At 72.4% G+C, this 26,922-nt stretch carries 31 protein-coding genes; 9 read left to right on the plus strand and 22 right to left on the minus strand.

Going from position 1 to position 26,922, the window contains the following annotated elements:
- Positions 1 to 29: 29 nt before the first annotated feature.
- From ACERUN_RS13095 to ACERUN_RS13175, 17 genes are all read right to left on the minus strand, one after another.
- A complete protein-coding gene (locus ACERUN_RS13095) occupies positions 30 to 878 on the minus strand; it encodes a flagellar hook protein FlgE (protein ID WP_370290444.1) in 849 nt (282 codons plus the stop codon).
- A 30-nt stretch (positions 879 to 908) separates the two neighbouring features.
- Positions 909 to 1,457, minus strand: a complete 549-nt coding sequence (locus tag ACERUN_RS13100; RefSeq protein ID WP_370290445.1) for a flagellar hook assembly protein FlgD — start codon at positions 1,455 to 1,457, stop codon at positions 909 to 911.
- Positions 1,458 to 1,466: 9 nt separating this feature from the next.
- On the minus strand, positions 1,467 to 2,870 hold the full coding sequence (locus tag ACERUN_RS13105; RefSeq protein WP_370290446.1) for a flagellar hook-length control protein FliK: 1,404 nt from the start codon (positions 2,868 to 2,870) through the stop codon (positions 1,467 to 1,469).
- A gap of 4 nt (positions 2,871 to 2,874) precedes the next feature.
- On the minus strand, positions 2,875 to 3,900 hold the full coding sequence (locus ACERUN_RS13110) for a transglycosylase SLT domain-containing protein (protein ID WP_370290447.1): 1,026 nt from the start codon (positions 3,898 to 3,900) through the stop codon (positions 2,875 to 2,877).
- Positions 3,897 to 4,337: a flagellar FliJ family protein gene (locus tag ACERUN_RS13115; protein WP_370290448.1), complete on the minus strand. Its 441-nt coding sequence runs from the start codon at positions 4,335 to 4,337 to the stop codon at positions 3,897 to 3,899. Before ACERUN_RS13115 ends, ACERUN_RS13110 begins: the two co-directional genes overlap by 4 nt.
- Entirely contained in the window at positions 4,334 to 5,680 is a 1,347-nt protein-coding gene (locus tag ACERUN_RS13120) for a FliI/YscN family ATPase (RefSeq protein WP_370290449.1), read from the minus strand. Before ACERUN_RS13120 ends, ACERUN_RS13115 begins: the two co-directional genes overlap by 4 nt.
- Positions 5,677 to 6,363 carry a FliH/SctL family protein gene (locus tag ACERUN_RS13125; protein ID WP_370290450.1) on the minus strand — a complete coding sequence of 229 codons (687 nt, stop codon included), beginning with the start codon at positions 6,361 to 6,363 and terminating at the stop codon, positions 5,677 to 5,679. Before ACERUN_RS13125 ends, ACERUN_RS13120 begins: the two co-directional genes overlap by 4 nt.
- Entirely contained in the window at positions 6,347 to 7,378 is a 1,032-nt protein-coding gene (gene fliG, locus ACERUN_RS13130; RefSeq protein ID WP_370290451.1) for a flagellar motor switch protein FliG, read from the minus strand. The genes ACERUN_RS13125 and fliG overlap by 17 nt, the downstream gene beginning before the upstream one ends.
- Positions 7,375 to 8,976 (minus strand): flagellar basal-body MS-ring/collar protein FliF, encoded by a 1,602-nt coding sequence (gene fliF / locus ACERUN_RS13135; RefSeq protein ID WP_370290452.1) that lies wholly within the window; start codon positions 8,974 to 8,976, stop codon positions 7,375 to 7,377. Before fliF ends, fliG begins: the two co-directional genes overlap by 4 nt.
- 8 nt (positions 8,977 to 8,984) lie before the next feature.
- Positions 8,985 to 9,338 carry a flagellar hook-basal body complex protein FliE gene (fliE, locus tag ACERUN_RS13140; protein ID WP_370290453.1) on the minus strand — a complete coding sequence of 118 codons (354 nt, stop codon included), beginning with the start codon at positions 9,336 to 9,338 and terminating at the stop codon, positions 8,985 to 8,987.
- 5 nt (positions 9,339 to 9,343) lie between these two features.
- Positions 9,344 to 9,736 (minus strand): flagellar basal body rod protein FlgC, encoded by a 393-nt coding sequence (locus tag ACERUN_RS13145; protein WP_370290454.1) that lies wholly within the window; start codon positions 9,734 to 9,736, stop codon positions 9,344 to 9,346.
- On the minus strand, positions 9,733 to 10,095 hold the full coding sequence (locus ACERUN_RS13150) for a flagellar basal body rod protein FlgB (protein ID WP_370290455.1): 363 nt from the start codon (positions 10,093 to 10,095) through the stop codon (positions 9,733 to 9,735). Before ACERUN_RS13150 ends, ACERUN_RS13145 begins: the two co-directional genes overlap by 4 nt.
- A 299-nt stretch (positions 10,096 to 10,394) precedes the next feature.
- Positions 10,395 to 10,874: a hypothetical protein gene (locus ACERUN_RS13155; protein ID WP_370290456.1), complete on the minus strand. Its 480-nt coding sequence runs from the start codon at positions 10,872 to 10,874 to the stop codon at positions 10,395 to 10,397.
- An 82-nt stretch (positions 10,875 to 10,956) separates the two neighbouring features.
- On the minus strand, positions 10,957 to 11,316 hold the full coding sequence (locus tag ACERUN_RS13160) for a response regulator (protein ID WP_370290457.1): 360 nt from the start codon (positions 11,314 to 11,316) through the stop codon (positions 10,957 to 10,959).
- A gap of 61 nt (positions 11,317 to 11,377) precedes the next feature.
- Positions 11,378 to 11,887, minus strand: coding sequence for a chemotaxis protein CheX (locus ACERUN_RS13165; RefSeq protein WP_370290458.1), 510 nt, complete (start codon positions 11,885 to 11,887; stop codon positions 11,378 to 11,380).
- On the minus strand, positions 11,884 to 12,282 hold the full coding sequence (locus ACERUN_RS13170) for a response regulator (protein WP_370290459.1): 399 nt from the start codon (positions 12,280 to 12,282) through the stop codon (positions 11,884 to 11,886). Before ACERUN_RS13170 ends, ACERUN_RS13165 begins: the two co-directional genes overlap by 4 nt.
- Positions 12,283 to 12,285: 3 nt before the next feature.
- On the minus strand, positions 12,286 to 13,155 hold the full coding sequence (locus ACERUN_RS13175) for a protein-glutamate O-methyltransferase CheR (protein ID WP_370290460.1): 870 nt from the start codon (positions 13,153 to 13,155) through the stop codon (positions 12,286 to 12,288).
- Positions 13,156 to 13,314: 159 nt separating this feature from the next.
- On the opposite strand from ACERUN_RS13175, the gene ACERUN_RS13180 reads away from it, so the two are divergent.
- Complete coding sequence (locus ACERUN_RS13180; RefSeq protein ID WP_370290461.1) at positions 13,315 to 14,391, plus strand: chemotaxis response regulator protein-glutamate methylesterase; 1,077 nt, start codon at positions 13,315 to 13,317, stop codon at positions 14,389 to 14,391.
- Between the two features lie 136 nt (positions 14,392 to 14,527).
- Positions 14,528 to 15,847, plus strand: a complete 1,320-nt coding sequence (locus ACERUN_RS13185) for a hypothetical protein (protein WP_370290462.1) — start codon at positions 14,528 to 14,530, stop codon at positions 15,845 to 15,847.
- A 305-nt stretch (positions 15,848 to 16,152) separates the two neighbouring features.
- Here ACERUN_RS13185 and ACERUN_RS13190 read toward each other — a convergent pair whose 3' ends face one another.
- From ACERUN_RS13190 to ACERUN_RS13210, 5 genes are all read right to left on the minus strand, one after another.
- Positions 16,153 to 16,476: a hypothetical protein gene (locus ACERUN_RS13190; RefSeq protein ID WP_370290463.1), complete on the minus strand. Its 324-nt coding sequence runs from the start codon at positions 16,474 to 16,476 to the stop codon at positions 16,153 to 16,155.
- Positions 16,473 to 16,865: a flagellar export chaperone FliS gene (gene fliS / locus ACERUN_RS13195; RefSeq protein WP_370290464.1), complete on the minus strand. Its 393-nt coding sequence runs from the start codon at positions 16,863 to 16,865 to the stop codon at positions 16,473 to 16,475. Before fliS ends, ACERUN_RS13190 begins: the two co-directional genes overlap by 4 nt.
- A 9-nt stretch (positions 16,866 to 16,874) precedes the next feature.
- The gene (fliD, locus tag ACERUN_RS13200; protein WP_370290465.1) at positions 16,875 to 18,224 is read right to left on the minus strand and encodes a flagellar filament capping protein FliD; all 1,350 of its coding nucleotides are present in this window, start codon (positions 18,222 to 18,224) and stop codon (positions 16,875 to 16,877) included.
- 117 nt (positions 18,225 to 18,341) lie between these two features.
- On the minus strand, positions 18,342 to 19,142 hold the full coding sequence (locus ACERUN_RS13205) for a flagellin (protein WP_370290466.1): 801 nt from the start codon (positions 19,140 to 19,142) through the stop codon (positions 18,342 to 18,344).
- A gap of 167 nt (positions 19,143 to 19,309) precedes the next feature.
- Positions 19,310 to 20,146, minus strand: a complete 837-nt coding sequence (locus ACERUN_RS13210) for a sigma-70 family RNA polymerase sigma factor (protein WP_370290467.1) — start codon at positions 20,144 to 20,146, stop codon at positions 19,310 to 19,312.
- A 220-nt stretch (positions 20,147 to 20,366) separates the two neighbouring features.
- Between ACERUN_RS13210 and flgN the strand changes: the two genes are divergently transcribed.
- The 7 genes from flgN (at position 20,367) to ACERUN_RS13245 (ending at position 26,842) form a co-directional block, all read left to right on the plus strand.
- Positions 20,367 to 20,846 carry a flagellar export chaperone FlgN gene (flgN, locus tag ACERUN_RS13215; RefSeq protein ID WP_370290468.1) on the plus strand — a complete coding sequence of 160 codons (480 nt, stop codon included), beginning with the start codon at positions 20,367 to 20,369 and terminating at the stop codon, positions 20,844 to 20,846.
- Complete coding sequence (gene flgK, locus ACERUN_RS13220; protein ID WP_370290469.1) at positions 20,846 to 22,240, plus strand: flagellar hook-associated protein FlgK; 1,395 nt, start codon at positions 20,846 to 20,848, stop codon at positions 22,238 to 22,240. The genes flgN and flgK overlap by 1 nt, the downstream gene beginning before the upstream one ends.
- Before the next feature lie 35 nt (positions 22,241 to 22,275).
- A complete protein-coding gene (gene flgL, locus ACERUN_RS13225) occupies positions 22,276 to 23,166 on the plus strand; it encodes a flagellar hook-associated protein FlgL (protein ID WP_370290470.1) in 891 nt (296 codons plus the stop codon).
- Between the two features lie 8 nt (positions 23,167 to 23,174).
- Positions 23,175 to 23,609: a flagellar assembly protein FliW gene (fliW, locus tag ACERUN_RS13230; protein WP_370290471.1), complete on the plus strand. Its 435-nt coding sequence runs from the start codon at positions 23,175 to 23,177 to the stop codon at positions 23,607 to 23,609.
- Between the two features lie 84 nt (positions 23,610 to 23,693).
- Entirely contained in the window at positions 23,694 to 23,939 is a 246-nt protein-coding gene (gene csrA, locus ACERUN_RS13235; RefSeq protein WP_370290472.1) for a carbon storage regulator CsrA, read from the plus strand.
- Between the two features lie 96 nt (positions 23,940 to 24,035).
- The gene (locus tag ACERUN_RS13240) at positions 24,036 to 26,348 is read left to right on the plus strand and encodes a chemotaxis protein CheW (protein ID WP_370290473.1); all 2,313 of its coding nucleotides are present in this window, start codon (positions 24,036 to 24,038) and stop codon (positions 26,346 to 26,348) included.
- Positions 26,345 to 26,842 carry a chemotaxis protein CheW gene (locus ACERUN_RS13245; RefSeq protein WP_370290474.1) on the plus strand — a complete coding sequence of 166 codons (498 nt, stop codon included), beginning with the start codon at positions 26,345 to 26,347 and terminating at the stop codon, positions 26,840 to 26,842. Before ACERUN_RS13240 ends, ACERUN_RS13245 begins: the two co-directional genes overlap by 4 nt.
- Positions 26,843 to 26,922 lie beyond the last annotated feature (80 nt).

Consider the following 26,922-nt stretch of genomic DNA (forward strand, 5'->3'; position numbering starts at 1 on the left):
GGCCGCCGGCCGCGGTGGGGTGAGCGCGATCAGCGCTTGATGTTGACGAGCTCCTCGAGCACCTGGTCGCTCGTGGTGATGACGCGCGAGCTGGCCTGGAAGCCGCGCTGGGCGAGGATCAGGTTGGTGAACTCGGCCGACAGGTCGACGTTCGACATCTCGAGGGCGCCGGCCATCACCTGGCCGCGCTGGCCCTGGCCGGCGACGCCGAGCTCGACGGGGCCGGAGTTGGCGGACTCGCGGTAGCCGGTGTCACCGACCTTCTCCAGGCCCATGGGGTTGTTGAAGTCGGCGATGGCGAGCTGGCCGACGTCGCGCTGCACACCGTCGGAGAAGACGCCGCGGATCTTGCCGTCGGCCGAGATGGAGTACGACGTGAGCTCCACGCCCGCGGGCAGGGTGCCGTTGATCATGGCGAGGTCGAGGTCGACGAGGCCGCCGGTGGGCGCACCCGCGGCGTCGAGTGCGTAGCCCTGCACCCGCATGCCGTTGGGGGCGACGAGCACGCCGGTCTGGTCGAAGGTGAAGGCGCCGGCGCGGGTGTAGACGTTCTGCTGGCCGTCGCGCAGCACGAACATGCCGTCGCCCTGCAGCATCACGTCCGTCGCGCGGCCGGTGAGCTGGGCCGAGCCCTGACCGAAGTTGATCGAGGTGGCGGCCAGCTGCACGCCGAGACCGACCTGGATCGGGTTCGTGCCGCCGCGGTCGGCGTTGCCGCCCGACGCCGCGGTCAGCATCTGGCTGAGCGTGTCGGAGAAGACCGTGGTGGAGGACTTGAAGCCGGTGGTGTTGGCGTTGGCGATGTTGTTGCCGGTGACGTCGAGCATGGTCTGGTTGGTGCGCAGGCCGGAGATGCCGGCGAAGAGCGAGCGAAGCATGGTGGTCTCCTGGTCGAGGTGTGCCGGCGCTCAGGCCGTGCGGGTCGGGCTGGTGGTCGGGGTGGTGGTCGGGCTGGTGGACGAGTTGCCGGTCGGGGTGCCGGTCGGGGTGGTGGTCGAGCCGCTGACGCTGGGCGGCGGAAGGGTGGGTGCGTCGCCGACGCTGAGCACGTCGATCACGGGAACGGCCTTGCCGCCGACGCTGAGCACCGGGCCGCCGGCCAGGTAGGTGGTGCCCTGCACCACCCCGCTCTGCTCGACACCGTTCTCGTCGTTCCATCGCACGGTCTTGCCGATCATCGACGTCGCGCCGAACGCCATCTGCGTGCTGAGCAGCTGGGCGGTCTGGTCGGCGACGTCCTGCATCTTCTCCAGGGCGGTGAACTGCGCCGTCTGCGCCAGGAACTGGCTGGAGTCGGTCGGGTTCATCGGGTCCTGGTACTTCATCTGGGCCACCATCAGCTGCAGGAACATGTCCTTGTCAGCGCCGTTGGCCCTCTGGGTACCGGTGACGCCGGTGGTGGCGGCGCCGGTGACGCCGTAGCTGCCGCCGACGGCCTCGGTTCCGGAGATCGACATGCTGGCTCCTCACAGGCTCCGGTCGAGGCGACCGGAGCGATCGGTGGTGGGGACGACGTCCGTGCGCGTCGCCGCGCCACGGACGGGGTCGGGGGTGCGCAGGCCGTACGACTCGCCCGTCCAGCCGGAACGGCCGTGCTGTCCCGGCTGGCCTGCGAAGCCCGGCTGCCCGGAGAACTCACGCGAGCCCTGACTCTGACCCTGGCCCTGGCCCTGGCTCTCGCTCTGGCCGGAGGTCGCGGTGAAGGCGTCGCGCACGACCACGCGGGCGTCGGTGCCGCCGCGCTCGAGCAGGCGCTGGAGGTCGGGGGCGCCGGCGGCGAGCGCCTGCTGGACCGCCGTCTCGCCGGCACCGCCGGCGAGGCGCACCTGCACCGAGCCGTCGCGCACGACGAGCGTCACCCGAACCTCGCCCAGCTGCTCGGGCTGCAGGGTCAAGGTGATGCGGTGCGTGCCGTTGGGGCCCTGGGCGGCGGTGCCGGCCAGGCGGGTGATCTCGGGGAAGGTCTGGGTGACCACGGCCCGGTCGACCGCGCCCGTGGGCAGGGGGTTCGCGGTCGTCGGAGCCGCGACGAAGGTGCCGGCCACGGCCGCGGCGGGGTTGGGCCCGCCCGTCGCCGTCACCGTGGACGACGCGGGGTCGGCGGACGACGCGGTGCTCGCCGCCGCCGCCGCAGCGGACTGGAACGGCTGGGCGTCGTGCTGGGGGTCGGTGTCCGCGCCCGCGTCGGCGGAACGGCTGCCGGGGGGCGTCGTCGCCGTCGCTGCGATGCCGGTGGGCGACCCGGCGTCGCCGGCATGCCCGGCGGTGGCCTCGCCAGCGGCAGGAGCGGCGCCGGGGGCCACGGGGCCGGGCTGCGGGTCGGCCCCGGCGCCCGTGGGAGCCCCCAGCGCGTCGGCCACCGCCGGAGCGAATCCGGGCAGAGCAGCCTCGGGCAGAGCGGCGTCGGGCAGAGCGGCGCCGGGCAGAGCGGCGCCGGGCAGAGCGGTGCCGGACACAGCGGCGTCCGGCAGAGCGGCGTCCGGCAGGGCGCTGTCGAGCGTGTCGGCAGGCGGCGCGCCCGCGGGCACGCTCACGGCCGCGGGGACGGCCGTGTCGACGCCCGCGACGGCCGCGACGGGGGCGGCGGCGACAGGGGCAGCGACACCGGCTGCGGGCACCGCCAGCACCGCCGGCACCGCCGTCGGCATCGGGGCGGGTGCCGGCACCAGCGTCGGCACCGCACCGTCGGCAGCGGCCATCGCGGCGGCGAGCGCGGTGTCGAAGGCCTCGGCGGGCGCAGCGTCCTCGCCGCCCGAGGCGGAGGCGCCGAGGCCGCCGACGCCCTCGCCGCTGGCGGTCACGGCGATTGCCGCGGCTGCCGGGGAGGCGCCGGGCGCGGGGCCCGCGCCGATCAGACTCATCGTGCTCATGGGGTCAGCTCCTCACCATCGCCATGATGTTGCGGACGTAGTTCTGGGTCTCGCGGTAGGGCGGGATGCCGTCGTAGCGGGCCACGGCGCCCGCGCCGGCGTTGTAGGCGGCGAGCGCCTTCTCGACCGTGCCGAACTTGTCGAGCAGCGAGCGCAGGAGGCGCGCGCCCCCGTCGATCGCCTGGGCGGGGTCCATGGGGTCGGTGACACCGAGGCCGCGGGCGGTGCCGGGCATCAGCTGCATGAGGCCGCGGGCGCCGGCCGGGCTCACCGCGGTGGGGTTGAAGCCCGACTCCTGCTTGGCCACGGCGGCGAGCAGCTCGCCCGGCACGCCGGTGCGCGCGGCCGCGGCGTTGATGAGGCCCGAGAACGGGACGCCGGACCCGACGCGGTCGGCGATGCCGCCGGGCACCGACACCGACGACGCGCTGCCGCCCGCACCCGAACCCGCGGCGACGCGCGCCGAGACGCCGTCCGGGCTGCCGATGATGCGGCGGATCACGTCGGGCTCGGAGGGCACGTCGACGATGCGGATGTTGAGGCCGGTGCGGGGCGCCTCGATCATCTTGCCGCCGCCGATGTAGATCGCGATGTGGTCGACGCCGTTGTTGCGCGAGGAGTTGTCCCAGGCGATCAGGTCGCCGGGCTGGGCCTGCGCGAGGCTCGCGACCGGGGTGCCCTCGCGGGCCTGCTGGTTCGACACGCGCGGCAGGTCGATGCCGAGCGCCTTGTAGGCCTGCTGCACGAGACCGGAGCAGTCGACGCCCTTCGTGGGGTCGTTGCCGCCCCAGATGTAGGGCAGCCCCAGCATCTTCTTCGCCTGGGCGACCACGTCGGCCCCGGTCACGCCCGAGCCGCCCGCCACGGCACCCATCCCGGTGGCGGCGACGCCGGAGGCGCCGTCCACGCCGCTGGCGGCGAGGGTGTCGGCGACCGCGGCGCCGTCGGCGGAGGCGACACCTGCGGGGGCCAGCTGCGCGAGCTGGTTCTGGATCTGGCTGATCCGCGCGGTCACGTCGTTGATGCTCATCGGGTCCTCCTCGCCCATGCCTGGGCGGCCAGGTCGTCGGCCTCGCGGGCCTCGCGGCGGGCGGCCTCGGCGCGACGTGTCTCGGCGCGCCGGGCGAGCAGGTGCTCGACCGCGGCCAGCCGGGCGCGGTCGGCGCTCCAGCGGCTGCGCGCCTCGGCGCTGACGATCGCGGCGGTGCGCACCTCGCTGCGGGCCTCGGCCAGGTGCAGGGTGATGTTCTCGAGCTCGGCCAGGTGGCCGCGCAGGGCGGACGGCGTGGTGAGGGCGGGTACCCGGCGCTCGGCCAGGCCGTCCTCGATGCCCGCCAGGCGCGCGACGGCGGCGGACTCCTCGCCGAGCACGCGCTGCAGGCCGATGCGGCTGTCGGTCTCGCGCACCGAGCGCACCCGCTCGACGGCGCCGAGGCCGAGGTCCTCGCGGTGCCGGCGCGCGCTCATGCGCTCACCAGCTCGCCGAGCAGCTGCCACGTGCGGTCGGTGGGCGTGACGTCGTCCATCGACTGGCGTAGGAACTCCTCGATGCGCGGCATCCGGGCGAGCGCGGCGTCGGCGTAGGGGTCCGCGCCGTCGACGTACGCGCCGATCTCCACGAGCTCCTTCACCGAGCGGTGCGCGGCGAGCATGCGGCGCAGCAGGCCGGCGGCCTCGCGCTGCGGCTGAGTGGTGACGGCGCCGTTGACGCGCGAGATCGACTCCAGCACGTCGATGGCCGGGAAGTGCCCGGCGGTGGCCAGCGAGCGGCTGAGCACCACGTGGCCGTCGAGGATCGAGCGAGCGGTGTCGCCGATGGGGTCCTGCAGGTCGTCGCCCTCGACGAGCACGGTGTAGAGCCCCGTGATCGACCCCGTGGACGACGTGCCCGCCCGCTCCAGCAGCTGCGGCATGAGGCCGAACACGCTGGGCGGGTAGCCGCGGGTGGCGGGGGGCTCGCCGGCCGAGAGGCCGATCTCGCGCTGCGCCATCGCGACGCGGGTGAGGGAGTCCATCATCAGCAGGACGTCCTGGCCGGCGTCGCGGAACCACTCGGCGATGCGGGTGGCGGTGAAGGCCGCGTGGCGTCGCTCGACCGCCGGGGCGTCCGAGGTGGCGACCACGATGACCGAGCGCGCCAGGCCCTCGGGGCCGAGGTCGCCCTCGATGAACTCGCGCACCTCGCGCCCGCGCTCGCCGACGAGGGCGATCACGTTGACCTGGGCGTCGGTGCCGCGGGCGATCATCGACAGCAGCGACGACTTGCCCACGCCGGAGCCGGCCATGATGCCGACGCGCTGGCCGCGGCCGGCGGGCACGAGGGAGTCGAGGGCGCGCACGCCGAGGCACAGCGGCTCGGTGATGCGCGGACGGTCGAGGGCGTCCGGGGCGGCCATCTCGCTCGAGACCACCTCGAGGCCGGGCACCTGCTCCAGCGGCGTGCCGCCGTCGATCGGGCGCCCGAGGCCGTCGAGCACGCGCCCGCGCAGACCCTCGCCCACCCGGATGCGCAGCGGGCCGCCGGTGGGGCGGACCCTGTCGCCGGCACGCATCCCGGTGGTGACGCCCAGCGGCAGGCACACGGCCGCGCCGGGGTGCAGGGCGGCGACCTCGACGAGCAGCGGGCCGGTGGCGGTGGCCACCTCGAGCAGGTCGCCCACGGCCGCCTCGGGCAGGCCGCGCACCTCCAGGTGCAGGCCGACGAGCTCGGCGACGGTGCCGAGGCGCTCGGCGCGCGCGGCGGCCATCGCCCGGCGGGCCACGACCGGGGGGAGGACCGGGGTGGAGAGGGAGTGCAGCAGCGGGCTCATCCGAGCACCTCCCGCAGGCGCTTCATCGCCGCGCCGACCCGGAGGTCGACCACGGCACCGTCGGCGGTCTCGACGATCGCGTCGTGGCGCTCGAGGCCGGCATCGGTGAGGATCTCGAGCCCGCGCTCGCGCAGGACGGCGACGGCGTCGTCGTCCACGAGGGAGGGGTGGAGGTGCACGCGACCCACGGCCGCCTCGGGCAGCACCGCCACCACGCGGGCGATGGTGTCGGCCGGGGTGACGGCCGCCAGCCGGGCGCCCACGATCTCGGTGGTCATGGCGAGCACCAGGTCGGCGGCCTGCTCGGCGAGGGCGTCGGCGTAGGCGTCGGCCAGCGTGCGCACCTCGGCGGCGGCCTCGGCGAGTGCCGCGAGCGCGGCGCGGTGCTCGGCCTCGCGGCGCAGGTCGTCCTGGGCGACCCGGTGCGCGCGCTCGGCGTCCTCGGCGGCGGCCCGGAGCTCGGCGGCACGCCGTCCCTCCGCCCAGCCCACGGCGTAGCCCTGGGCGCGGGCGGCGTCGCGCGCCTCGGCGGCGATGCCGTCGAGCAGGCTCTCGGTGACCTGGTCGCCCAGCACGTTGGAGGCGCCGAGACGGGTCCAGGTGCCGACCCGCAGCTCGGGCAGCGCGGGGAGGTCGGCCGCGGCGATCACGCCGGCGCGGCGCGACTCAGACGACGAACTCATCGTCGCTCCCTCGGCGCACCATGATCTGGCCCTGCTCCTCGAGCTGGCGGATGGTGCGGATGACGCTCTGCTGGGCCTCCTCGACCTGGGCGAGGCGCACGGCACCGAGCATCTCGACCTCGTCCATGAGGTTCTCGGCCGCACGCTCCGACAGGTTGCCGGTGATCTTGGTGCGCACGGCGTCGCTGACACCCTTGAGGGCCAGCGCGAGCTCGGCGGTGTCGACCTGGCGCAGCACCTGCTGCACCGAACGGTCGTCGAGGCCGATGATGTCCTCGAACATGAACATCCGGCTCTTGACCTCGTCGGCCAGCGCGGGGTCGAGGCCCTCGAGGCCCTCCACGATCTGACGCTCGGTGGGGCGGTCGGAGCGGTTGATGATGTTGACGAGCGGGTCGAGGCCGCCGACGCGCGAGACCTCGGTCGGCTGCAGCATCGAGCTCAGCTTGCGCTCGAGCACGCTCTCGACGGTGCGCACGATGTCGGGCGAGGTGCGGTCCATCACCGCGATGCGGTGCGCCACCACGGCCTGCTGGTGCGCGGGCAGGCCGCTGAGCAGCAGCGAGGCCTTGTCGGCGGCCATGTGGGCCAGCACGAGCGCGATGATCTGCGGGTGCTCGTCGGCGATGAAGGAGCGCAGCTGCGCGGGGTCGGCCCGGTGCAGGAACTGGAAGGGCATCTGCACGGCCGCGGCGTGCAGCCGCTCCATGACCTCCTTGGCCCGCTCGGGGCCGAGGCTCTGCTCGAGCATCTGCTGGGCGAAGCTGAAGCCGCCCTGGGTGACGTGGGCGTGGGCGGTGGCGAGCTCGTGGAACTCGCCCAGCACCTTGCTGGACTCCTCGGCCGACACCGCGTCGAGGCGGGCGATCTCGGCGGAGATCCCCTCGATCTCGGCGTCGGAGAGGTGCGCCATCACCTGCGCGGCGCGCTCCTTGCCGAGCTGGATAAGGAGCACGGCGGCCTTGCGGACGCCGATCTGGGCCAGGGCCGGCCCGGTGGTGGCGAGCATCGTCATGGCCGCGGCTCCACGAGCCAGCCGCGCAGCAGCGAGGCGACGTCATCGGGCTGGCGATCGACCAGGGCCATGAGCTCGGCGCGCACGGCCTCCTCCTCGTTGGCCTCGGCCGACTCCAGCGCCTGCAGTGCTGGGCTCTCGATCTCCGGCGTCGCACGGTTCGCCTGCTCCAGCCGCAGCTGCTCGACCAGGTAGTTCGCGGCCTCGGCGCGGGCCTTGGCGCGGCGGCGGGCCTGCAGCCAGGCGAGCAGGACCATCAGCGCGATCGCGCCGCCGATGCCGGCGTTGCGGTAGAGCGTCGTCTTCGCGGCAGCGGCCTCGGCGTCCTGCGCGGCCTTGATCGCGGCGGCGTCGGCCTTCTCGGCCGAGCGGTCGAACGGCAGCGCCGAGACGTCGATGGTGTCGCCGCGATCGGGCTGGATGCCCACTGCGCTGCTGATGAGGTTCTTGATCACCTGCGGCTGGATCGCGGCCGCGGCCGTGGCGTCGAGGACGACGCCCACGTGCAGGCTGTTGACCGAGCCCGGCGCCTTCTCGCGGCTCTCCACCGTCTCGTCCACCGCGTTGTCACGGGTGGTGGTGCCGTTGGTGTAGGTCGACGGGCCGTTGCCCCCGGCGCCCGCGGCGGCCGGGTCCATCTGGCCGTCGGGGCCCACGACGCCGCCCACGGCGCTGTTCGCGCCGCTGGCCGGGCCGTTGTACCGCTCGGTGGTGGTCGTCTCCGACAGCGGCGGCACCGCCTTGGGCTGGCTGTAGGTGCGGGTCTTCGTGACGGCCTTGTCGAAGCTGAGGTCGGCGGTCACGGTGGCGGTGGCGTTGCCGGGGCCGACCACGCGGTCGAGCACCGCCTGGATCTGGCTCTTCATCGCGTCCTGGTAGCCCTGGATCTGCTTGGTCTGCGCGGTCACCGCGGCGGCGCCGCCGTCCACGCCCGAGCTGTTGAGCACGCGGCCGGTCGAGTCGGCGACGGTCACGTTCTTCGGGTCGAGGCCGTCGATGCTCGAGGCCACCAGGTGGACGACGGCCTGCACCTGCTCGTCGCCGAGGTCGGTGCCCGGAGCGGTCGCCACCAGCACGGAGGCCGTGGTGGGGTCCTGGGTGTCGCTGAAGACCTGCTTCTCGGGGATCGCCAGGTGCACGACGGCGGTGTTCACGCCGTCGATCGACTCGATGGTCTTGGCGAGCTCGCCCTCCATCGCGCGCTTGAAGTTGGTGCGCTCCTGCGACTCCGAGGTCGACAGGCTCTGCTTGTCGAGGATGCTGTAGCCGCCGTCGGAGCTGGCCGGCAGGCCCTTGCCCGACAGCGCGATGCGCGCCGAGTAGACGTCGTTGCGGGGCACCATGATGGTGTTGCCGCCACCGGCGAGCTTGTAGGGCACGCCCTGGGAGTCGAGCTGGTCGACGACCGCGCTGGCGTCCTCACCGGAGAGGTTGCTGTAGAGCGGCGCGTAGCTCGGCGCCGACACCCAGCGGAACACCAGGAAGGCGGCGATGAGGAGGGCGGCGCCACCCACCAGGGCGACGGCCTTCTGGCCCGCGGTGAACGCGGCGAAGCTGTCGCGTGCTCGCACGAGCACGCCGTTGAGTCGTTGCTGCATCGTCGTCCTCAGACCTGCATCCGCATGATCTCGTTGAAGGCCTCGACGGCGCGGTTGCGCACGGCGACCGTCAGCTGGCCGGCGATCGAGGCCTCACTGGCCGCGACCGTGTAGTCGTGGATGTTCTCGAGCTTGCCGGTGGCGGCCTGCACCGCGAGGTTGTCGGCCCGGTCGTTGAGGCCCTCGAGGCGGTCGATGCCGTCGAGGACGAGGTCGCCGAACTCGGCGCCGTCCACGCCCTTGGTGGCGCCGACGGCCTCGGGGCCCGCGGGGCCGGCGGGGTTGATGACGTTCGGGGCCTGGACGCCGGCCGCGCCGCCGAGTGAGGAGAACGAGGGGAACTCGAGGGGGGAGATGCTCATCGTGCTCACCTGTTCCCGATCTGCAGCGCTGCGGAGTAGGTGTCCTGGGCGGTCTTCGTGACCTGCACCGAGGCCTGGTAGCCGCGCTGCGCCATCACGAGCTGGCTCATCTCCGAGGCCATGTCCATGGCCGGCATGCGCACGTAGCCCTCGGCGTCGGCCAGCGGGCTGTTCGGGTCGTGCACCATCACGCCCTGGGGGTCGGTGGTGGCGAAGCCCGCCACGTCGACGCCACCGTCGGGGCGACCGGCCATGACCACGTGCGTGGCCTGGAACGCCGCGCCGCTCGTGGGCTTCGCGGTGTTGGCGTTCGCGATGTTGCCGGCGAGCGCGTCGATCCACACCTGGTGCGCCCCGAGCGCGGTGTTGGCGATGCGCAGGGCCTCGAACGCGCTCACATCCCACCGCCGACAGCGGTCGACATGCGGCTGGCGCGGTCGGTGACCGCGCGGCCCATGATCTGGTACTGGAACTGCGTCTGGATGGCCGCGATCGACTCCTTGCGGAGGTCGACGTTGTTGTCGTTGACACCCACCGGGGTGTCGGTGGGGGTGATGCTCACACCCGTGGTGACCGACCCGATCCGGCCCTGCTCGATCGCGCCGCTGAGCGCGGTCTCGAAGTCGACGCTCCGGGCGCGGAACCCCGGGGTGTCGACGTTGGCGATGTTGTCGGCGATCACGGACTGGCGCATCGACAGCCCGTTGAGGGCCGAATGCAGCACGTTGCCCACGGCATCGGTGACAGCGAAGGACACGACGACTCCTGGTGTCGGCATCGCCCCCCGAGGTTCTCGAGGGGTGGTGATGCAGGACGTTCGGGTGCCGGTCCATCGGCGGGGGAGAGCATTCCGTCGCTCATGGGGCCAGATCGGTCCCCGGACCGATCACCTGAGCGCGCCACGCTGGGACTTGGTCCCCAATCCGGCGTCCGGTCGACCACTTGTCGTGCCTCGCCGGGTCCGCGTTGACGACTGCCCGTGGACGACGCGAGGCCCCGGCGCGTCGCGCCGGGGCCTCGTCACGGATGCGTGATCCGTCGGGAGGGGAGGGAGGTCTAGACCAGGACGATCGACAGTGCTCCGCCGCCGTAGCCGGCGATGGAGACGGCGAGGTCCTCGCGTCGTCCGAGGGTGAGGGTGCTGATGCGCAGCTGCGGGTCGAGCGGCGGCCCGGCCGGGTGCAGCGCGTGCAGCTTGAGGTGGTCGGCCCCGAGCACGTTGAAGACGGAGGCGGCGATGTTCAGCACCTCGTACAGGTTCTCGCCCAGGTTGTCGGTGAGCTTGCCGTCCTCGATCGCCGCCTCCGCGCCCGTCACCGGCACCAACCCCAGTGCAGCGCCGGCGTGGGCGGAGAGGCTGAGGTCGCACACGATCAACGCGCAGATGCGCAGGTGGTCGTCGACGTAGACCGCGACGGACGCGGCCGTGTCGGGCCCCGGTGCGAACGGGGTGGTCGGCTGCAGCGTGACCTCGCGGCCGAGCAGGTCGGTCAGCAGGTCGCGCAGCTGCTTGGGCTGCGGCAGGTGGACGGGCACGTCGGGCTCCAGGTGGGGCTGGTGGCGGGTAGGGGAGGGCGGGGGGAGTCGAACGTGGGGGTCTGGTGCGGTGCTGTGGTGCTCAGGCGATGCTGCGCAGCGCCTCGTCGAAGGCCTCGGGCGTGAACGGCTTGGCGATGAGGAAGGCCGCGCCGGCCGACTGCGCACGCTGGCGCATGTCGTCGGAGCCCTCGGAGGTGACGAACCCGAAGGGCACCTGCGAGCCCGAGGCCCGCAGCGCCGAGAGGCAGTCGATCCCGTTCATCTCCGGCATGTTCCAGTCCGAGAGCACGAGGTCGGGCGCCTCGGTCTGCACGAGCTCCAGCGCCTGGCGGCCGTTCTCCGCCTCGACGATGTCGTGGCCGCCGTGGCCGGCCTGGCGCAGGGTGCGGATCACGATCTGCCGCATGACGCGGCTGTCGTCGGCGATCAGGATCTTCATCGAGAGACCTTCCGGTGGTGTGGGTGGAGCGGTTGCTGGTGACGCTCGTCCGAGCCGAGGCTCAGTCGTCGGAGGCGACGGGCACGTGCACGCACACGCGCACGGGTGCGCCGCGCCAGCTGACGTCGAGCCGGCAGGCCTCGTGCATGTCGTTGCTGAACGCGGCCCGACCGGCGGCCACGGCCGGCAGCGACAGGGTGCTCGGGCCGGGCATCATGCCCTTGACGTTGCCGCCGATCATGTTGACGAGCTCGCCCACGGCGTCGGCGACGTCGCTCTCCTCGGCGTCCTCGGGGTTCGGGATGCCGAGCATCTGGCTGGTCAGCTGGCGCGCCGCGTCGGCGTCCACCTCGAGGGTGACCGCGCCCTGCCAGGCGCCGCTGATGGTGACCGCCGACGACCACACGTCGTCCTTGTCGAAGGGGGTGCCGGGCGGCACGGCGCGGGGGAGGAGGATCTCCTCCTCGCCGAGCAGCGAGGCCCACACGTCCTCGGTGACGCCGCGGACGTCGTCGATGTCGGGCGTCTCGGTCTCGAAGGACGAGGCGTCGGAGAAGGCCAGCAGGTTCATGCGATCGCTCCGTCCGGGGTCACGAACTTCGCCTTGAGGCCGAGCAGCTCCAGCTTCTGGACGATGGCCTCGGGCGTGAAGGGCTTGATGACGTACTCGTGGGCGCCGGCGGCGAGGGCGCGCACGATCTGGCGCTGCTCGCTCTCGGTCGTCACCATCATCAAGGTCACGTCGCGCCACTCGGGGTTGTCGCGCACCGAGGTGATGAAGGTGTAGCCGTCCATCACGGGCATGTTCCAGTCGACGAGGCACAGGTCGGGCACCAGACCGGCGCGCATCTTGTCGAGCGCCTCCTGGCCGTCGCCGGCCTCGTCGGTCTCGAACCCGAGCTGGGTCACGATCTTCCGGAGGATGCTCCGCATGGCTCGGGAGTCATCGATGATGAGGGCTCGCACGGTTCAGGCTCCTGTCCTGGCAAGGGGGGTCGAGGTCGGAAGGGTGCCTCCGGTGGGGGCACCCGCACGGCGGTGGGCCTGGACGCGCCCGATGGTCTCGCGCCGCCAGGCCGTGGCCAGGTCGGCGGGCATGTCCAAGGTCGTCTCGGACGAACCGAGCAGCAGGAAGCCGTCGAGCGCCAGCATCGGCAGCATGCGGCGCATGATGTCGGCCTTGGTCTCGGCGTCGAAGTAGATGAGCACGTTGCGCAGCCAGATGACGTCGAAGGTGCCCAGGCCCACGTAGGGCGCGGCGAGGTTGAGGTGGCGCACGGTGATGTGGCTGCGCAGACGCTCGCTGATCTCCCACTCGCGACCCTCGCGGGTGAAGTAGCGCACCAGGCTGGTGGCGGGCAGCCCGCGGTTCACCTCCACCTGGCTGAAGCGCCCGTTGCGCACGCGCTCCAGCATCTGGGTGGAGATGTCGGTGGCCACGATCTCGTAGTCCCACCCTGCCGGCAGGTGCTGGTCGAGCAGCATCGCGATGGAGTAGGCCTCCTGCCCGCTCGAGCAGGCCGCGCTCCAGATGCGCAGGCGCCGGGTGTGGGCGCGGGCGTCGAGCAGCGGCGGGAGCATCGCGTCGGTGAACGCCTGGTAGGGCGTGTGGTCGCGGAAGAAGCTGGTCTCGTTGATCGTGAGGGCGTCGATCACCTTCTGGCGCTCCACCGCGTCGAAGGCGAGGCGGGCCACGTACTCCTCCAGGCGCAGACCCTTGGCGGCCGCGAGCGGCGCCAGGCGCGCCTCGACGAGGTACTCCTTGCCTTCGTCGTAGATCATCGACGTCTCTCGGCGCACGAGGGCCGAGACAGAGGCGAAGGCGGTCGGGGTGGTCATGCCCGCTCCATCGGCCGCCACGGTGGTCTCCTGACCCGAAAAGGCGGCGAAACCCCTGTGCCAGCAGGGTTCTGGCGGATTCGGGTCTGCCCGCGGACCATGGGCCCGGGTCCCTCCCGAATGGGTCAGGCGGCACCCTGCGGGGCCGATGGATCGGCTGTGACCCGGATCAAGGTGCTCGTCGTTGACGACTCGGCGCTGGTGCGTCGGCTGGTGACCACGGCGCTCGAGAGCGCCCCCGACATCGAGGTCGTGGCCGTCGCTCGGGACGGCCTCGAGGCCGTGTCGATGGTCGGCGAGGTCGAGCCGGACGTGGTCACCCTCGACATCGAGATGCCCAACCTCGACGGCCTCGGCGCCCTCACCCGCATCCGCGCCACCCACCCCCGCCTGCCGATCATCATGTTCTCGACGCTCACCGAGCGCGGGGCGAGCGCGACGCTCGAGGCGCTCTCACGCGGTGCCAGCGACTACGTCACCAAGCCCTCGAACACGGGTCGCATCGCCGACGGCATCGCAGCCGTCCGCGACCAGCTCGTGCCGCGGATCCGTGCCCTCGCCGGCCTGCGACAGCTCGGGCTTCAGGGAGCGGCAGCGGCCGCGCCCGTCGTCCGGCGTCAGCGCCCGACGCCGACGCAGCCGGTCACCGCGCTGCTGATCGGTTGCTCCACCGGCGGTCCGGATGCGCTCGCGCGCCTGCTCCCGCGCCTGCCCGCGGATCTGCGGGTGCCGGTGCTCGTGGTGCAGCACATGCCTCCGGTCTTCACCGCCATGCTCGCCCAGCGCCTCGACAAGGTCTGCCCGCTGCCCGTTCGCGAGGCCAAGGACGGCGAGGAGGTGCTGCCGGGCGAGGTCCTCATCGCTCCCGGCGACTTCCACCTCCGCCTTCGGCGCAGCGCGCTCGGCGCGCGCGTCGCACTCGACCAGGGCCCGCAGGAGAACTTCTGCCGCCCGGCCGTCGACGTCCTGTTCCGCTCCGCCCTGTCGGTCTACGGCGCCGGCGCGCTCGTCACCGTGCTCACCGGCATGGGCCAGGACGGTCTCGCCGGCACCCGCGAACTCGCCGCCGCCGGCGCCCGCGTGCTTGTCCAGGACCAGGCCACCTCCGTGGTGTGGGGCATGCCCGGGGCGGTCGCCGGTGCCGGTCTCGCGGACGACGTCCTCCCCCTCGAGGTCCTCGCCGACCGCCTGGGCTCGGTCATCCGCTCCAGCGCCACCCCCGCCCGCGCTCGCTGACGCCCCGGCGGAACGGGCGGTCGAGGAGGCGCGCCAGCGCCGTCTCGAGCCCCGGTGAGCGACGCAGGATCCTGCTTGTCCACAGGGTTCTGCGGCACGTTCGGGTTGTGTCGGGGGTTCGTGCCACCATCTCCGTATGACTCTCGGGGATGGCTTCGACGATGTGAACGGTGGCGTGGACGACGGTCCTGTCGCGCCGTTCGACGGCGTCTCCTCGTCTGTGCTGCTGGACGTGCTGGTGGGTGAGGAGCAGGCGCGTCAGGCCTCCGAGATCCGCACCTGGCAGGGCGTCGTGGCCTGGGCTGAGCGCAACCTCCACGACGGTGAGAGCGAGCGGGAGGTCGAGGACGTGGTCGCTGCGCTGGACACCGGCGTGCGCCTAGCGGGTGAAGGCACTCCGCTGGTGGCGGAGTTCGCCCTCATGGAACTGGTCGCTGTGCTGGGCCGCACCCCCGATGGCGGACGCCGCTACGTCGCACGGATCCTGGAATGCGCCTGGCGGCTCCCGCACGTCTACGCCGCCGTGATCTCTGGGCGGTTGGCGCCGTGGCGAGCCGCGAAGATCGCTGAAGCCACCGTAGAGCTGAACGCGCAGGCGGCGGCGTTCGTCGACCACCAGCTGTTCGCCGCCCACCGCGTGTCCTGGGCCCAGCTGGACCGGCTGATCGACGAGGCCATCAAACGCTTCGACGCCGACCTCGCCGAGGCGCAGCGGCAGCGTGAGTGCGAGCAGCTGGGCGTGCGGTTCTCCGACCCCACCACCGACGGCATCGCCTACCTCGACGCCACCCTCGACGCCGGCGATGCCGCCGACCTCGAAGCCGCCACCCGGCGCCGCGCTGCGACGCGGGCGCAGTTCGGCGATGAGTCCTCCCACGACGTCCGCATGGCACGCTCGTTGGGCGACATGGCCCGCAACGACCTCGAGCTCGACCTGACCACGGTCGACGAGAGCACCGGCGAACTCATCACCGCGTCCGTGGGAAGGAAGGCCGAGGTCGTCGTCCATCTGACGCCGGAGTCGCTGACGGGCGAGAACCCGGTCGGGCGCTGCAACAACCGCCCAGTCGCGACGACTCAGACCCGGGAGTGGTTGCAGCAGTCGAGCCACATCACGATTCGACCAGTGGTGGACCTCGCCGGGTGTGACCATGTCGATGCCTACGAGATCCCCGACCGACTCCGCCGCCACACCACCTGGCGCGACCACACCTGCCGCTTCCCCGGCTGCACCCACCCGGCCACCAGCTGCGACCTCGACCACCGCACGCCCTACGACCAGGGCGGCGCCACCTGCCCCTGCAACCTCACGCCGCTGTGTCGGCGCCACCACCGGGCCAAGACCCACAGCCGCTGGCGCTACACCGCACTCGCACCCGGGATCTACCGGTGGACCAGCCCCCTCGGGCACCGGTTCCTCGTCACCCCCACCGGCACCTACCCCCAGCGCGAATAGCGTCTGTCCGCGTCTCTCTCACCTCACCGGGTCTCGAGACGGCGCTGGCGCGCCTCCTCGACCACCGGCAGGGCGGCGCTGGTTCGCGTTCTCGACCAGCGGGGAGCTGACCACCGGTCGTTGAGGAGGCCGGCCACGGCCGTCTCGAAACGACCCGGGCTCACTGTCACCCGTCACCACGGGGGTCTCGAGACGGCGCTGGCGCACCTCCCCGAAAAGGATCAGCGGCCAGAACCCCCCACACGGGGTCCTGGCCGCTGTCGCTCCGGTCGATGCCTCGTCCCGGGCCCACTCCCTCCCTGGGCTCAGGCACTCACGTCGAGGTAGACCGGGCGCTGAGGGGAGGTGGTGGCGCCGCTGACGGTGTCGGTGACGCGCTGATGGGCTCGGTTGCTCTCCAGCACCGCGGGGATGGCGGACATGAGCCGTCGCTGGCGCTCGAGGAGCTGGCGGGCGCGGGGGACGAACTCGTCGGGGATCGGGCCGAGGTCGGTCGGCGGCGTCCACGGCGGCTCGTCGGGGGCGGCGAGGCCGCGGATCATCTTCTCGGCGCGGTCGGCGTGGGCCTCGAGACGGTCGAGGGCCTCGCGCCAGCTGACGGGGCGGCGAGGTGCGTCGGGGGCGCTCACTGTGCTGCCGCCATCGCTGCCTGTCGCCAGGTGTCGGCGATCTGGCGGGCCAGGCTCAGGGCCTGGCCCGTGGTGGCGCTGTCGCGCCGGATGTTGGCGTCGACGAGCTGGCCGCGCAGGAACGAGTAGATCGCGGCGAGCTGGCGTCCGGCGGGCATGGCGTCGACGTCGAGGCTGGTCTCGAGCTCGTTGACGATGTCCTGGGCGTGCAGCAGGTGGCGGTGCGCTGCCGGCCAGTCGGCGGCCTGTTGGGCGGTCAGGCCGCGCTCGACGTCGAGCACGAGGCGTTCTACGAGCATCACGAGCAGGCGGGCGGGGGATGCGGTGGCGACGGCGTTGTCACGGTAGGCCGACGCAGCGCTGCGGGCGGCGCTTGTGGTTGCGTACATCGGTCATCCTCACTGGGTGGAGCTCTGCAGGGACTTGAGCTGACTGGTCAGCCAGCTCTGCTGTCCCTGGAGCTGGGAGAGCGTGGTCTCGAGCTGGGTGTACTGCCGCTCGAGGTTGGAGCGCCGCAGGGCGAGGCGGTCGTCCCAGTCGGCGATGCTCGCGTTGAGCCGCGAGATCGTTGAGGTCCGGCTGTTGATGGCTGCCGTGATGCTGCCGTTGAAGCGGTCGCTGGAGGTGTCGGCGACGCCCTTGACCCGATCGGCGAAGCCCCCGGGCCCGGTGAACGCCGTCGCCGCCGCCACCGGGTCGGCGGCGAAGGAGGAGGCGAACTTGTCGGGGTCGAAGGTCACCTTGCCGAAGCGGTCCACCTGGATGCCGTACTTCGCCATCGACGTCCCGTCGGGCGGGAACACGGCGTCCTGCAGGCGCGAGGCCAGGCTGCTCAGCGTCGAATCCCCGGCCAGCACACCCTTGGCGTTCTTGTCGTTCGAGGTGAACGACCCGATCTGGGTGATCAGCGCGTTGATCTGGTCGACGAAGCCCTTCACGGCATCGCTCTGCTTGGCCGCGTCACGGCTGACGTCGATGTCGGCCGTGCCGGTGGCGTTCGAGGCCAGCGTGACGGTGACGCCCGGCACGAGGTCGGCGAAGGTGTTCGTCGACGACGTGGCGGTGATGCCGCCGATGTCGATGCTGGCGTCGCGGCCGGCCCGCACCGTGGTCCCGCCCATCAGGTCGGCTCCGCCGGCGTCGGTGAGCCCGAAGGCCTGGCCGGCGCCGGTCGTCGACGACTCGACGAGCAGGCGGTACTGGTCGACCCCGCTGGCGGAGCCGGTGCGCACGAGCGTGGCCCGCACCCCGGCGTCCGCGCCGTTGATCGCGGCGGCGAGCTCGTCGAGGGTGCCGTTGGCGGTGCTGATCGTCAGATCCGGCTGCCCCGAACGGGTGAGCGTCACGCTCGTCCCGGCGCCGGTGACGACGTCCGTGCGGGCGTGGGGCTCGGTGAAGGCGAGCTGGTGGCTGAGCGCCGTCTGGTTGACGGTCACGGTGAACTGGCCGGGCGCTGCTGCGGAGGTGGCGGAGATCGCGACCGCCGCATTGCTGGAGGTGGCCTTGAGCGTCGTCCACGGGTTCGTCGTGGACGACGAGCTCGCAGCGCCGGTGAAGCCACCGGCCGCGGTCGAGAGCGCCTGCAGTGCGGTGTTCACCTTCTGCAGTGCGCCGACCTTGCTCTGCTCGGACGACACCTGCGTCTTGAGCTTCGTCTGCGATCGCGCTTCGAGCGCGATGAGCTGGTTGACGAGGCTGGCGGTGTCGAGTCCGCTGGCGAGACCTCCGACGCTGCTGGTGCCTGCCATGGTCGTCCTCCGGATGCGTGAGCGCCGGCCCGGCGCGAGGGCGCGCGTGACGAACGACGAGTGCCGGTGGAGCCACCGGCTCCACCGGCACTCGTTCGTCGCAGCGCGGTAGCGGGATCAGCCGCGGAGCAGCTGCAGCACGCCGTTCGGGGCCGAGTTGGCCTGGGCGAGCATGGCGGTGCCGGCCTGCGAGAGGATCTGCGACTTGGTCAGGTTCATCATCTCCTGAGCCATGTCGGTGTCGCGGATCCGGGACTCCGAGGCGGAGAGGTTCTCGATCGCAACGTTCACGTTGTTGATCGTGTGCTCGAACCGGTTCTGCACCGCACCGAGCTCGGCGCGCTGGGTGGAGACCTCGGTGATGGCCGCCTGCAGCGTGTTCGAGTCGGTGATGTCGATCGCCGCCATCGCGGTGCCGGCGGTGAAGTCGGCGAGCGCGGTGGCGCTGATGTCGATCGTGTCGGCCGAGTCATAACCGACCTGGAAGGTCAGCGCCGCACCGGCGAAGAGGTCCACACCGTTGAACTTGGTGTTGTCCTTGATGCGGGTGATCTCGGTGTTCAGCGCGTCGAACTCCGACTGCAGGGCCGCCTGCGACTCGGTGTTCTGGGTGCCGTTGTTGTACTGCACGGAGAGGTCGTTCATGCGCTGGAGCATGGAGTGGACCTCGGTGAGCGCACCTTCAGCGGTCTGGGCGACCGACACGCCGTCCTGGGCGTTGCGGACGGCGACCTTGAGGCCACCGACCTGCGAGCGCAGGCCCTCGGAGATGGCGAGACCGGCGGCGTCGTCCGCGGCGCGGTTGATGCGGAAGCCCGACGAGAGCTTCTCCATGGACTTCGAGAGCTGCGTCTGCGTGACCGACAGGTTGCGGTACGAGTTGGTGGCCTCGATGTTCTGGTTGATGCGAAGACCCATGATGGTTCCCTCCTGGATGTAGGTCGTTACTGCCGGGCGTCCGTCCTTGGTCGCCCTTCGTGGTTCTCTTCGGCCGACGGGGCGTCGGTCCAAGGGAAATCAGCGAGGAATCCGGGAAATCCGGTGTCCGCGATGACCTCTCGTGGGCCGGCGCACAGCAGGCCTGCTCAGCTGACCGCGTCGAGCGGCGTGACGACGCGGCGCGCGCCGTCGGCGTGGCGTGCGGCCACGGCGGCGAAGTACGACTCGCGCCGACGCTGGGCGACACCGCCGGCCTTGCCGGTGCTCTTGACGAGCGAGGGCTCGAGCGCGTGGTTGAGGGCGTCGCGCAGCAGGGCGAGCGCCTCGGCGCGCATCTGCGAGATGCGCGAGTCGGTCACACCGAGCTCCTCGGCGATGTCGGCCATCGGGCGCTCGGCGAAGAAGTAGTCCTGGACGACGATGCGCAGGCGCTCGGGCAGCTCCTCGATGGCCTCGCGCAGGTAGGTGAGGCGCTCGGCGTGCTCCACCAGCTCCTCGGGGGAGGGGGCGCGGGTCGGCACGAGCTCCTCGATGGGGGTCGTGGTCGAGCCCTGCAGCGAGAGCACCTGGGCCCGCGAGACGTCGTCGTCGTTGGCCACGACCTCCTCGGGGGTCATGCCGGCCGCCTGGGCGACCTCGGCGGTGGTGGGGGTGCGGCCCAGCACCGAGGCCAGCTGGCCGCGGGTCTCGGCGAGGTCGCGGGCGCGGCGGCGCACCGAGCGCGAGGCCCAGTCGACCGAGCGCAGCTCGTCGAGGAGGGCGCCGCGGATGCGGGTGGCGGCGTAGCGGTCGAACGGCACACCCCGCTCGGCGTCGAAGGCCCGCGCGGCGAGCACGAGGGCCGTCAGGCCGGCCGAGGTCAGGTCGTCGCGGCTGACGTGGGACGGCACCCGCCCCATGGTCTCGCGCACGATGTGGCCGACCAGCGGCATGTGGGAGGTGATCAGCTCGTCCGCCTCGGCGGTGGTCGCGTTCTCGTTCACGTAGACGACATTCGCGCCTCGTCTCGGCGTGTCGCATCGATTTTCGAGCCGTGTGGCCGCTCGGGGAATCGATACAGGACTGTGGTCCCGATCACGTCTGGTCACCCCTCGCCGGGCCCGGAGGACCGACCGCCCAAACGCCTCAGGTGGGCGAGCGAGGAGGCGATCAGACCACTCGAGCATCCCCGCATCTCGGGGCGGTGGAAGGAAGGGTGAAGACGTGGACAGGCTGTCGCAGATCCTGTGGCGCGAGCGTGAACTGCTCGAGACCCTGGCGTTCAAGCTGGAGGTCGAGCGGATGGTCCTCGCGACCGGCCGCACGCGGTGGCTGGTGCACGCCACCCGCGAGGTGGAGTCGGTCCTGGAGGACCTGCGGGGCACCGAGGTGCTCCGCGCGACCGCGGCCGACGAGGCCGCCGAGGAGCTGGGGTTGACCCCGAACCCGTCGCTGGGAGCGCTGGCCGAGGCCGCCCCCGAGCCGTGGGCGGGCATCCTGCGCGACCACCGCGACGCGATGATCGCGAGCGCGCGGGAGATCGCGGACACCTCGGAGGACGCCAAGGGCCTCATCACCGCCGGCTACCGCTCCGCACGCGAGACCCTGCTGACCATCGGCGGCGCCTCGACCGCGAGCTACGCGCCCGACGGCAGCGTCGTCGTCGACACCGTGCCGCGCCACCTGCTCGACCGGAGCCTGTGATGGCGGGGTCGTTCGGCTCGATCGGCACCGCGCTGTCGGCGCTGCGCTACCAGCAGGTCGCCCTCGACGTGGCCGGCAACAACATCGCCAACGCCACCACGGAGGGCTACGCCCGCCGCCGGGTCGTGGGCGAGTCCCTCGGCCCCGTCACCCCCGCGATGTGGTCGCGCACCGACGGGCACGGCTCCGGCGTCGGCGTCGGCGAGGTGCGCCGGATGGTGGACCCGCTGCTCGACACGCGGGTGCGCCGCGAGCACGCCAGCCTCAGCTATCTGCAGACCACCCAGACCGTGCTGGCACGCGTCGAGGAGGGCATCGGCGAGCCCGGCGACGCCGGCGTCTACGCCGCGATGCTGAACTTCCGCAGCTCCTGGCAGGACCTGTCGCTCAACCCCAACGGCGACGCCGCGCGCCAGCAGGTGCTCGGCAGCGCCGCGACCCTCGCGCAGGCGCTCCGGCTGCAGACGTCCAACGTGGCCAACGAGGAGGGCGACCAGCGCGTGCACGCCCAGACGGTGGTGCGCCAGGTCAACGACGCCGCGGCCGCGGTGGCCCGGCTCAACCAGACGATCCTCGTCAACGACCAGAACGGCCTCGACTCCGGCGTGCTGAAGGACGAGCGGGACCAGATGGTGCTCAAGCTCGCCGAGCTCAGCGGTGCCACCACCGTCGTGCAGTCCGACGGGCAGTACGACGTGAGCATCAGCGGCTACGCGCTGGTCGACGGCAACCGGGCGGGTGCGCTCGCGGTCTCGACGGGCATCACCGCCACCGGTGCCGCCGACGGACTGCCCGTCACCTTCCGCATCGACGCCCCCTGGGGCTCCACGGCGATCGTCGGCAACCCCGGCGGCGAGCTCGGCGGCGTCACGGAACTGCTCACCACGACGCTGCCCGGCTACCGCGCCGGCCTCGATGCCGTGGCGGCCGACCTCGCGTCGTCCTTCAACTCCCAGCACGCCGCGGGCTTCGACCGCAGCGGGGCGGCGGGCGGTGCGTTCTTCAGCTACAACCCGGCGGTCGGCGCCGCGAGCCTCACAGTCGCGATCACCGACCCGGCCCTCGTGGCGGCGTCCTCGGTCAACGGCGGCGCCCGCGACGGCAACAACGCCGACGCCCTCAGCGACATCGGGGGTCACCTCGACTCCTACCAGCGGCTGGTCAACGGCTTCGGCAGCACGGTCGCCGCCCTCGGTCGCCAGACCGCGAACCAGCGGGCCCTCGCCGGCTCCCTCGACTCCTCCTGGGAGCAGCAGGCGGGCGTGAACCTCGACGAGGAGACCGTGAACATGGTCCAGGCGCAGCGGGCCTACGAGGCCGCGGCCCGTCTCATGACGACCATCGACCAGGTGCTCGACACCCTCATCAACCGCACCGGCCTCGTCGGCCGCTGATCACTCGCCCATCACGGAAGGTAGCGACGACGACCATGACCATCGGACGGGTCACCCAGCGGATGATGACCGCCGGTTCGCTGGACCACCTCCAGCGCAACCTCGGCACCCTCTCGCGCACCCAGGAGCGGCTCAGCACGGGCCGCCAGATCAACCGCCCCTCGGACGACCCGACGGGAACCACGTCGGCGATGCGACTGCGCAGCTCCGCCGCCTCCCAGGCGCAGTACTCCCGCAACGCGCAGGACGGCATCGGCTGGCTCACCCAGGCCGACGCGGCGCTCGACTCCGCGACGTCCACCGTCAAGCGGGCCCGCGACCTCGCGCTGCAGGGTGCGAGCGCCCCCGCCACCGGACCCGGTGCTCGGGAGGCGCTGGCGGTGGAGGTCGACCAGCTGCGTGCGCAGCTGATCTCGCAGGCCAACACCACCTACCTCGAGCGCCCGGTCTTCGGCGGCGTCACCTCCGGCGACAAGGCCTACGACGCCACGGGCGCCTACGTCGGCACCGTCGGCGACGTCAACCGGCGCATCGCCGACGGCATCACCGTCAAGGTGGACGTCGACGGGCCGGCCGCCTTCGGAACGGGCGCCACGTCCGCCTTCGCCGAGCTCGATGCGCTCTCCACCGCGCTGCGCGCCGGCGACAAGGCGGGCATCACCGCCGGGATCGCGGCGCTCAACAACCGCATCGACACCATCACGACCGCGCGGACCGCTGCCGGAGTCCGCTACCAGCGACTGGAGCTGGCCGACCAGAGCGCCTCGGATGCGTTCCTAGCCCTGGGGAATCAATTGGGCACCATCGAGAATGCCGATCTCACCAAGACGACCGTCGACCTCAAGATGCAGGAGGTCGCCTACCAGGCGGCCCTCGCCGCGACGTCGCGCGTCATCCAGCCGAGCCTCTTGGACTTCCTGCGATGATCGCGGCCATGGACATCCCCGCGGCGGGCCTGGTGAGCAGTGACGTCGACAGCGCCGACGTCGAGGTGCCGGTGATCGTGCTGGTGCACCCCATGCCCGGTTTCCCGGACGACGCCCGCTTCGCCCTCGTGCGCCTCGACGACGACGGGCTGCTGCACGGCCTGCGCTCGCTCGACAGCGAGGGTCTGCAGTTCATCGTGGTGCCGCCGGGCGCCTTCTACCCCGACTACGCCCCCGAGATCGATGACGACACCGTCGCCGACCTCGGTATCGAGCGGGCCGAGGACGTCGTCGTCCTCGCGGTCGTGCGCGCGGGCGCCACGCTGGCCGAGACGACCATCAACCTGCGCGCGCCGCTGGTGCTCAACACCACCACGCTGCGGGCCACCCAGGTCATCCTCGACGACGTCGACCTGCCCATCTCCGCGCCGCTCGTCGCCTGAGCGACGCCGCTGTGACAGGCCGCTTCCCCACGGGAAGCGGCCTTCACCGCGTGCGGTGCCCGCACATGCCCTAGCCTCGTACTCGTGCTCGTTCTCTCCCGCCGCGTCGGCGAAAGCGTCGTGATCGGCGCCGGCACGCCCGACGCCGTCACGGTCACCGTGCTCGAGGTCCGCGGCGACGTCGTCCGCGTCGGCATCGACGCGCCCCGGTCGGTGGCCGTGCACCGCGCGGAGCTGCTCGCCGAGCTCGCCGACGCCAACGCCGACGCCGCCTCGCCGTCCGAGAACACCGTGGCCTCGCTCTCGCAGGCCCTGCGCGAGCGCCGCTGAACGGCTCCGCGCGCCGCCGCAGGGATTAGGTCCCCGAATCCCCGGGCCGTCTCAGCCGCCCCGTCCTTCCGCCGATACACAGGCGAAGGAGGACTCATGGACGACGACGCCGAGATCATCGCCGAGTTCCTCGTGGAGTCCCACGAGAACCTGGACCAGCTCGACCGTGACCTGGTGGAGCTCGAGCAGCAGCCCGATTCGCGGGAGCGGCTCTCGAGCATCTTCCGCACGATCCACACGATCAAGGGCACCAGCGGGTTCCTGGCGTTCAACCGCCTCGAGCAGCTGACCCACGTGGGGGAGACCCTGCTGTCGCGACTGCGCGATGGCGAGCAGGTGATGACCCCCGCGATCGCCGAGGCGCTGCTCACCATGGTCGACACCGTGCGCTCGCTCCTCGAGGGCATCGAGCGCACCGGTCGCGACGACGACCCCGCCGTCGACGTCGCCCCCGTGGTGGCGGTGATCGAGGCGCTGCTGAACGGCGAGGAGCCGCCGGCGAGCGCGCCCGCCGCGCCCCTGGCCGTCGTCGCGGAGGTCCCCGCCGCGCCCGAGCAGTCACCTGCCGAGCCGGCCGCCGGGCCCACCGTCGAGCAGACCGCCGGGCCGGCCGTCGCCCCCGTCGTCGAGACGGCGCCGGACCTGCCGGACCTGCCGGACCTTCGCGACCTGCCGATGTTCGGCGGCGGCGTCGTCCTCGAGGACGAGCACGCCGAGACCACCGAGCCCGGAGAGGGCGAGGGCGCGGAGCGACGCACCGTCGTCGACTCCTCCGTGCGCGTGGACGTCGACCTCCTCGACGGCCTCGTCGACCTCGTCGGCGAGCTCGTGCTCACCCGCAACCAGATCCTGCAGCGCACCGCCGGCGCGGACGACGTGGAGCTCACCCGGGCCAGCCAGCGTCTCGACCTGGTGGCCAGCGAGCTGCAGGAGTCGATCATGAAGACCCGCATGCAGCCCATCGGGCAGGTGTGGGCCAAGATGCCGCGCGTCGTGCGCGACCTCTCCCACCAGCTGGGCCGCGAGGTCGAGCTGGTGATGGACGGTCACGAGACCGAGCTCGACCGCAGCCTGCTCGAGGCCGTCAAGGACCCCCTCACGCACCTGGTGCGCAACTCCCTCGACCACGGCATCGAGCCCCCCGACGTGCGCCTGGCCGCGGGCAAGCCCGCCAAGGGCGTGCTGAGCCTGCGCGCCTACCACGAGTCCGGCCAGGTCGTCGTCGAGATCGCGGACGACGGCAAGGGCATCGACCCCCAGCGCATCGCCGCCGTGGCGCTCGAGCGGGGCGTGGTGACCCGCGACCAGCTCGCGCGCATGGACCAGCGCGACGTCCTCGGCCTGATCTTCCGCCCCGGCTTCTCCACCGCGGCCGCCGTCTCGAACATCTCGGGGCGCGGCGTCGGCATGGACGTGGTGCGCACCAACATCGAGCGCATCGGCGGCAGCGTCGACGTCACCAGCGAGCCGGGCCGCGGCACCACGACCCGCGTGCGGATCCCGCTGACCCTCGCCATCATCCCGGCCCTCGTGGTCGGCGAGGGCGAGGAGCGCTACGCGATCCCGCAGGCCAACCTGGTCGAGCTCGTGCGCATCGAGGGCGAGGACCTCCAGCGTCAGGTCGAGGACCTCGCCGGAGCGCCCGTGCTGCGCCTGCGCGGCAAGCTGCTGCCGCTGGTGTCGCTGGCCGAGACCCTCGGTGGCGACCGCCCGCGCGACGAGGCCCTCACCGTCGTCGTCCTGCAGTCGGACGACGTGCGCTTCGGCCTGTGCGTCTCGACGGTCCACGACACCCAGGAGATCGTGGTGAAGCCGATCGGGCGTCAGCTCAAGGGCCTGACGACCTATGCGGGCGCCACGATCATGGGCGACGGTCGCGTCGCCCTCATCCTCGACGTGCCCGGTATCGCCGGCACCGCAGGCGTCGGCCCGGCCCAGGCCGAGCAGATCGACCCCCGTGCCACCGCGGCCGGTGACCACACCGCCCTGCTGGTGCTCGAGGTGGCCGACGGTCGCCGCGCGGCCCTGCCGCTCTCGGCGGTCGCCCGGCTCGAGGAGTTCCCGCGCGAGCGGATCGAGCGCAGCGGCTCGGTGGAGGTCGTGCAGTACCGCGACGGCATCCTCCCGCTGGTGCGCCTCGCGGCGGCCATCGGGCTGCCCGACACGAGCGATCGCGGCGACCAGGTCAGCGTCGTCGTCCATGAGACCGACGTCCAGCACGGCGTCGGAGAGAGCGGGGGTGCTGTGGGCATCGTCATCGACCGGGTCCTCGACGTCGTCGACGTCGCGATCGCGGCCAGCGAGGTCGGGGGGCGCCTCGGTGTCACCGGCAGCGCCGTCGTGCAGGACCGCGTCACCGACCTCGTCGACCTGCAGCAGGTCGTGGCCATGTCGGGGGTCGGCGCATGAGCGCCGGGACGCTCGCCGCGGCCATCGCGGCCCCGGGCGCGGACGCCGGCGTGGTGCTCGCCGAGCAGTACTCCACCTTCTGGGTGGGCGAGCTGTTCTTCGGCATCGGCGTGGCCGAGGTGCAGGAGGTGCTGCGCCACCAGCCGATGACGCCGGTGCCGCGGGCCGACGAGGCCGTGCGCGGCCTGATCAACCTGCGCGGCCAGATCGTCACGGCCGTCGACCTGCGGGTGCGCCTCGGCCTGCCGCCGCGCGCGGACGACCAGCTGCCGATGAACGTCATCGTGCGCAGCAGGGGCGAGGTCGTCAGCCTGCTCGTCGACGACATCGGCGACGTCATCGACACCGCGGGCATCGCGCCGCAGCCGGTGCCCTCCACCATGCCCGCCAAGCTGCAGTACGTCGTGCGCGGTGTGCGGCCGCTGCCCGAGAGCATCCTCCTCATCTTGGACGCCGACCGGGCGCTCGAGGTGAGCGGGCCCAGCGGGGGCTGACCGACCCGACACCGACACCGACAACACGAGAGGCCCGCGCCAACGGGGCGGGCCGCTCGTGTGGGGGGCGCTCCGGGGGT

Origin of the sequence: Nocardioides sp. (genome assembly GCF_964229035.1) — a bacterium.
Taxonomy (GTDB): domain Bacteria; phylum Actinomycetota; class Actinomycetes; order Propionibacteriales; family Nocardioidaceae; genus Nocardioides.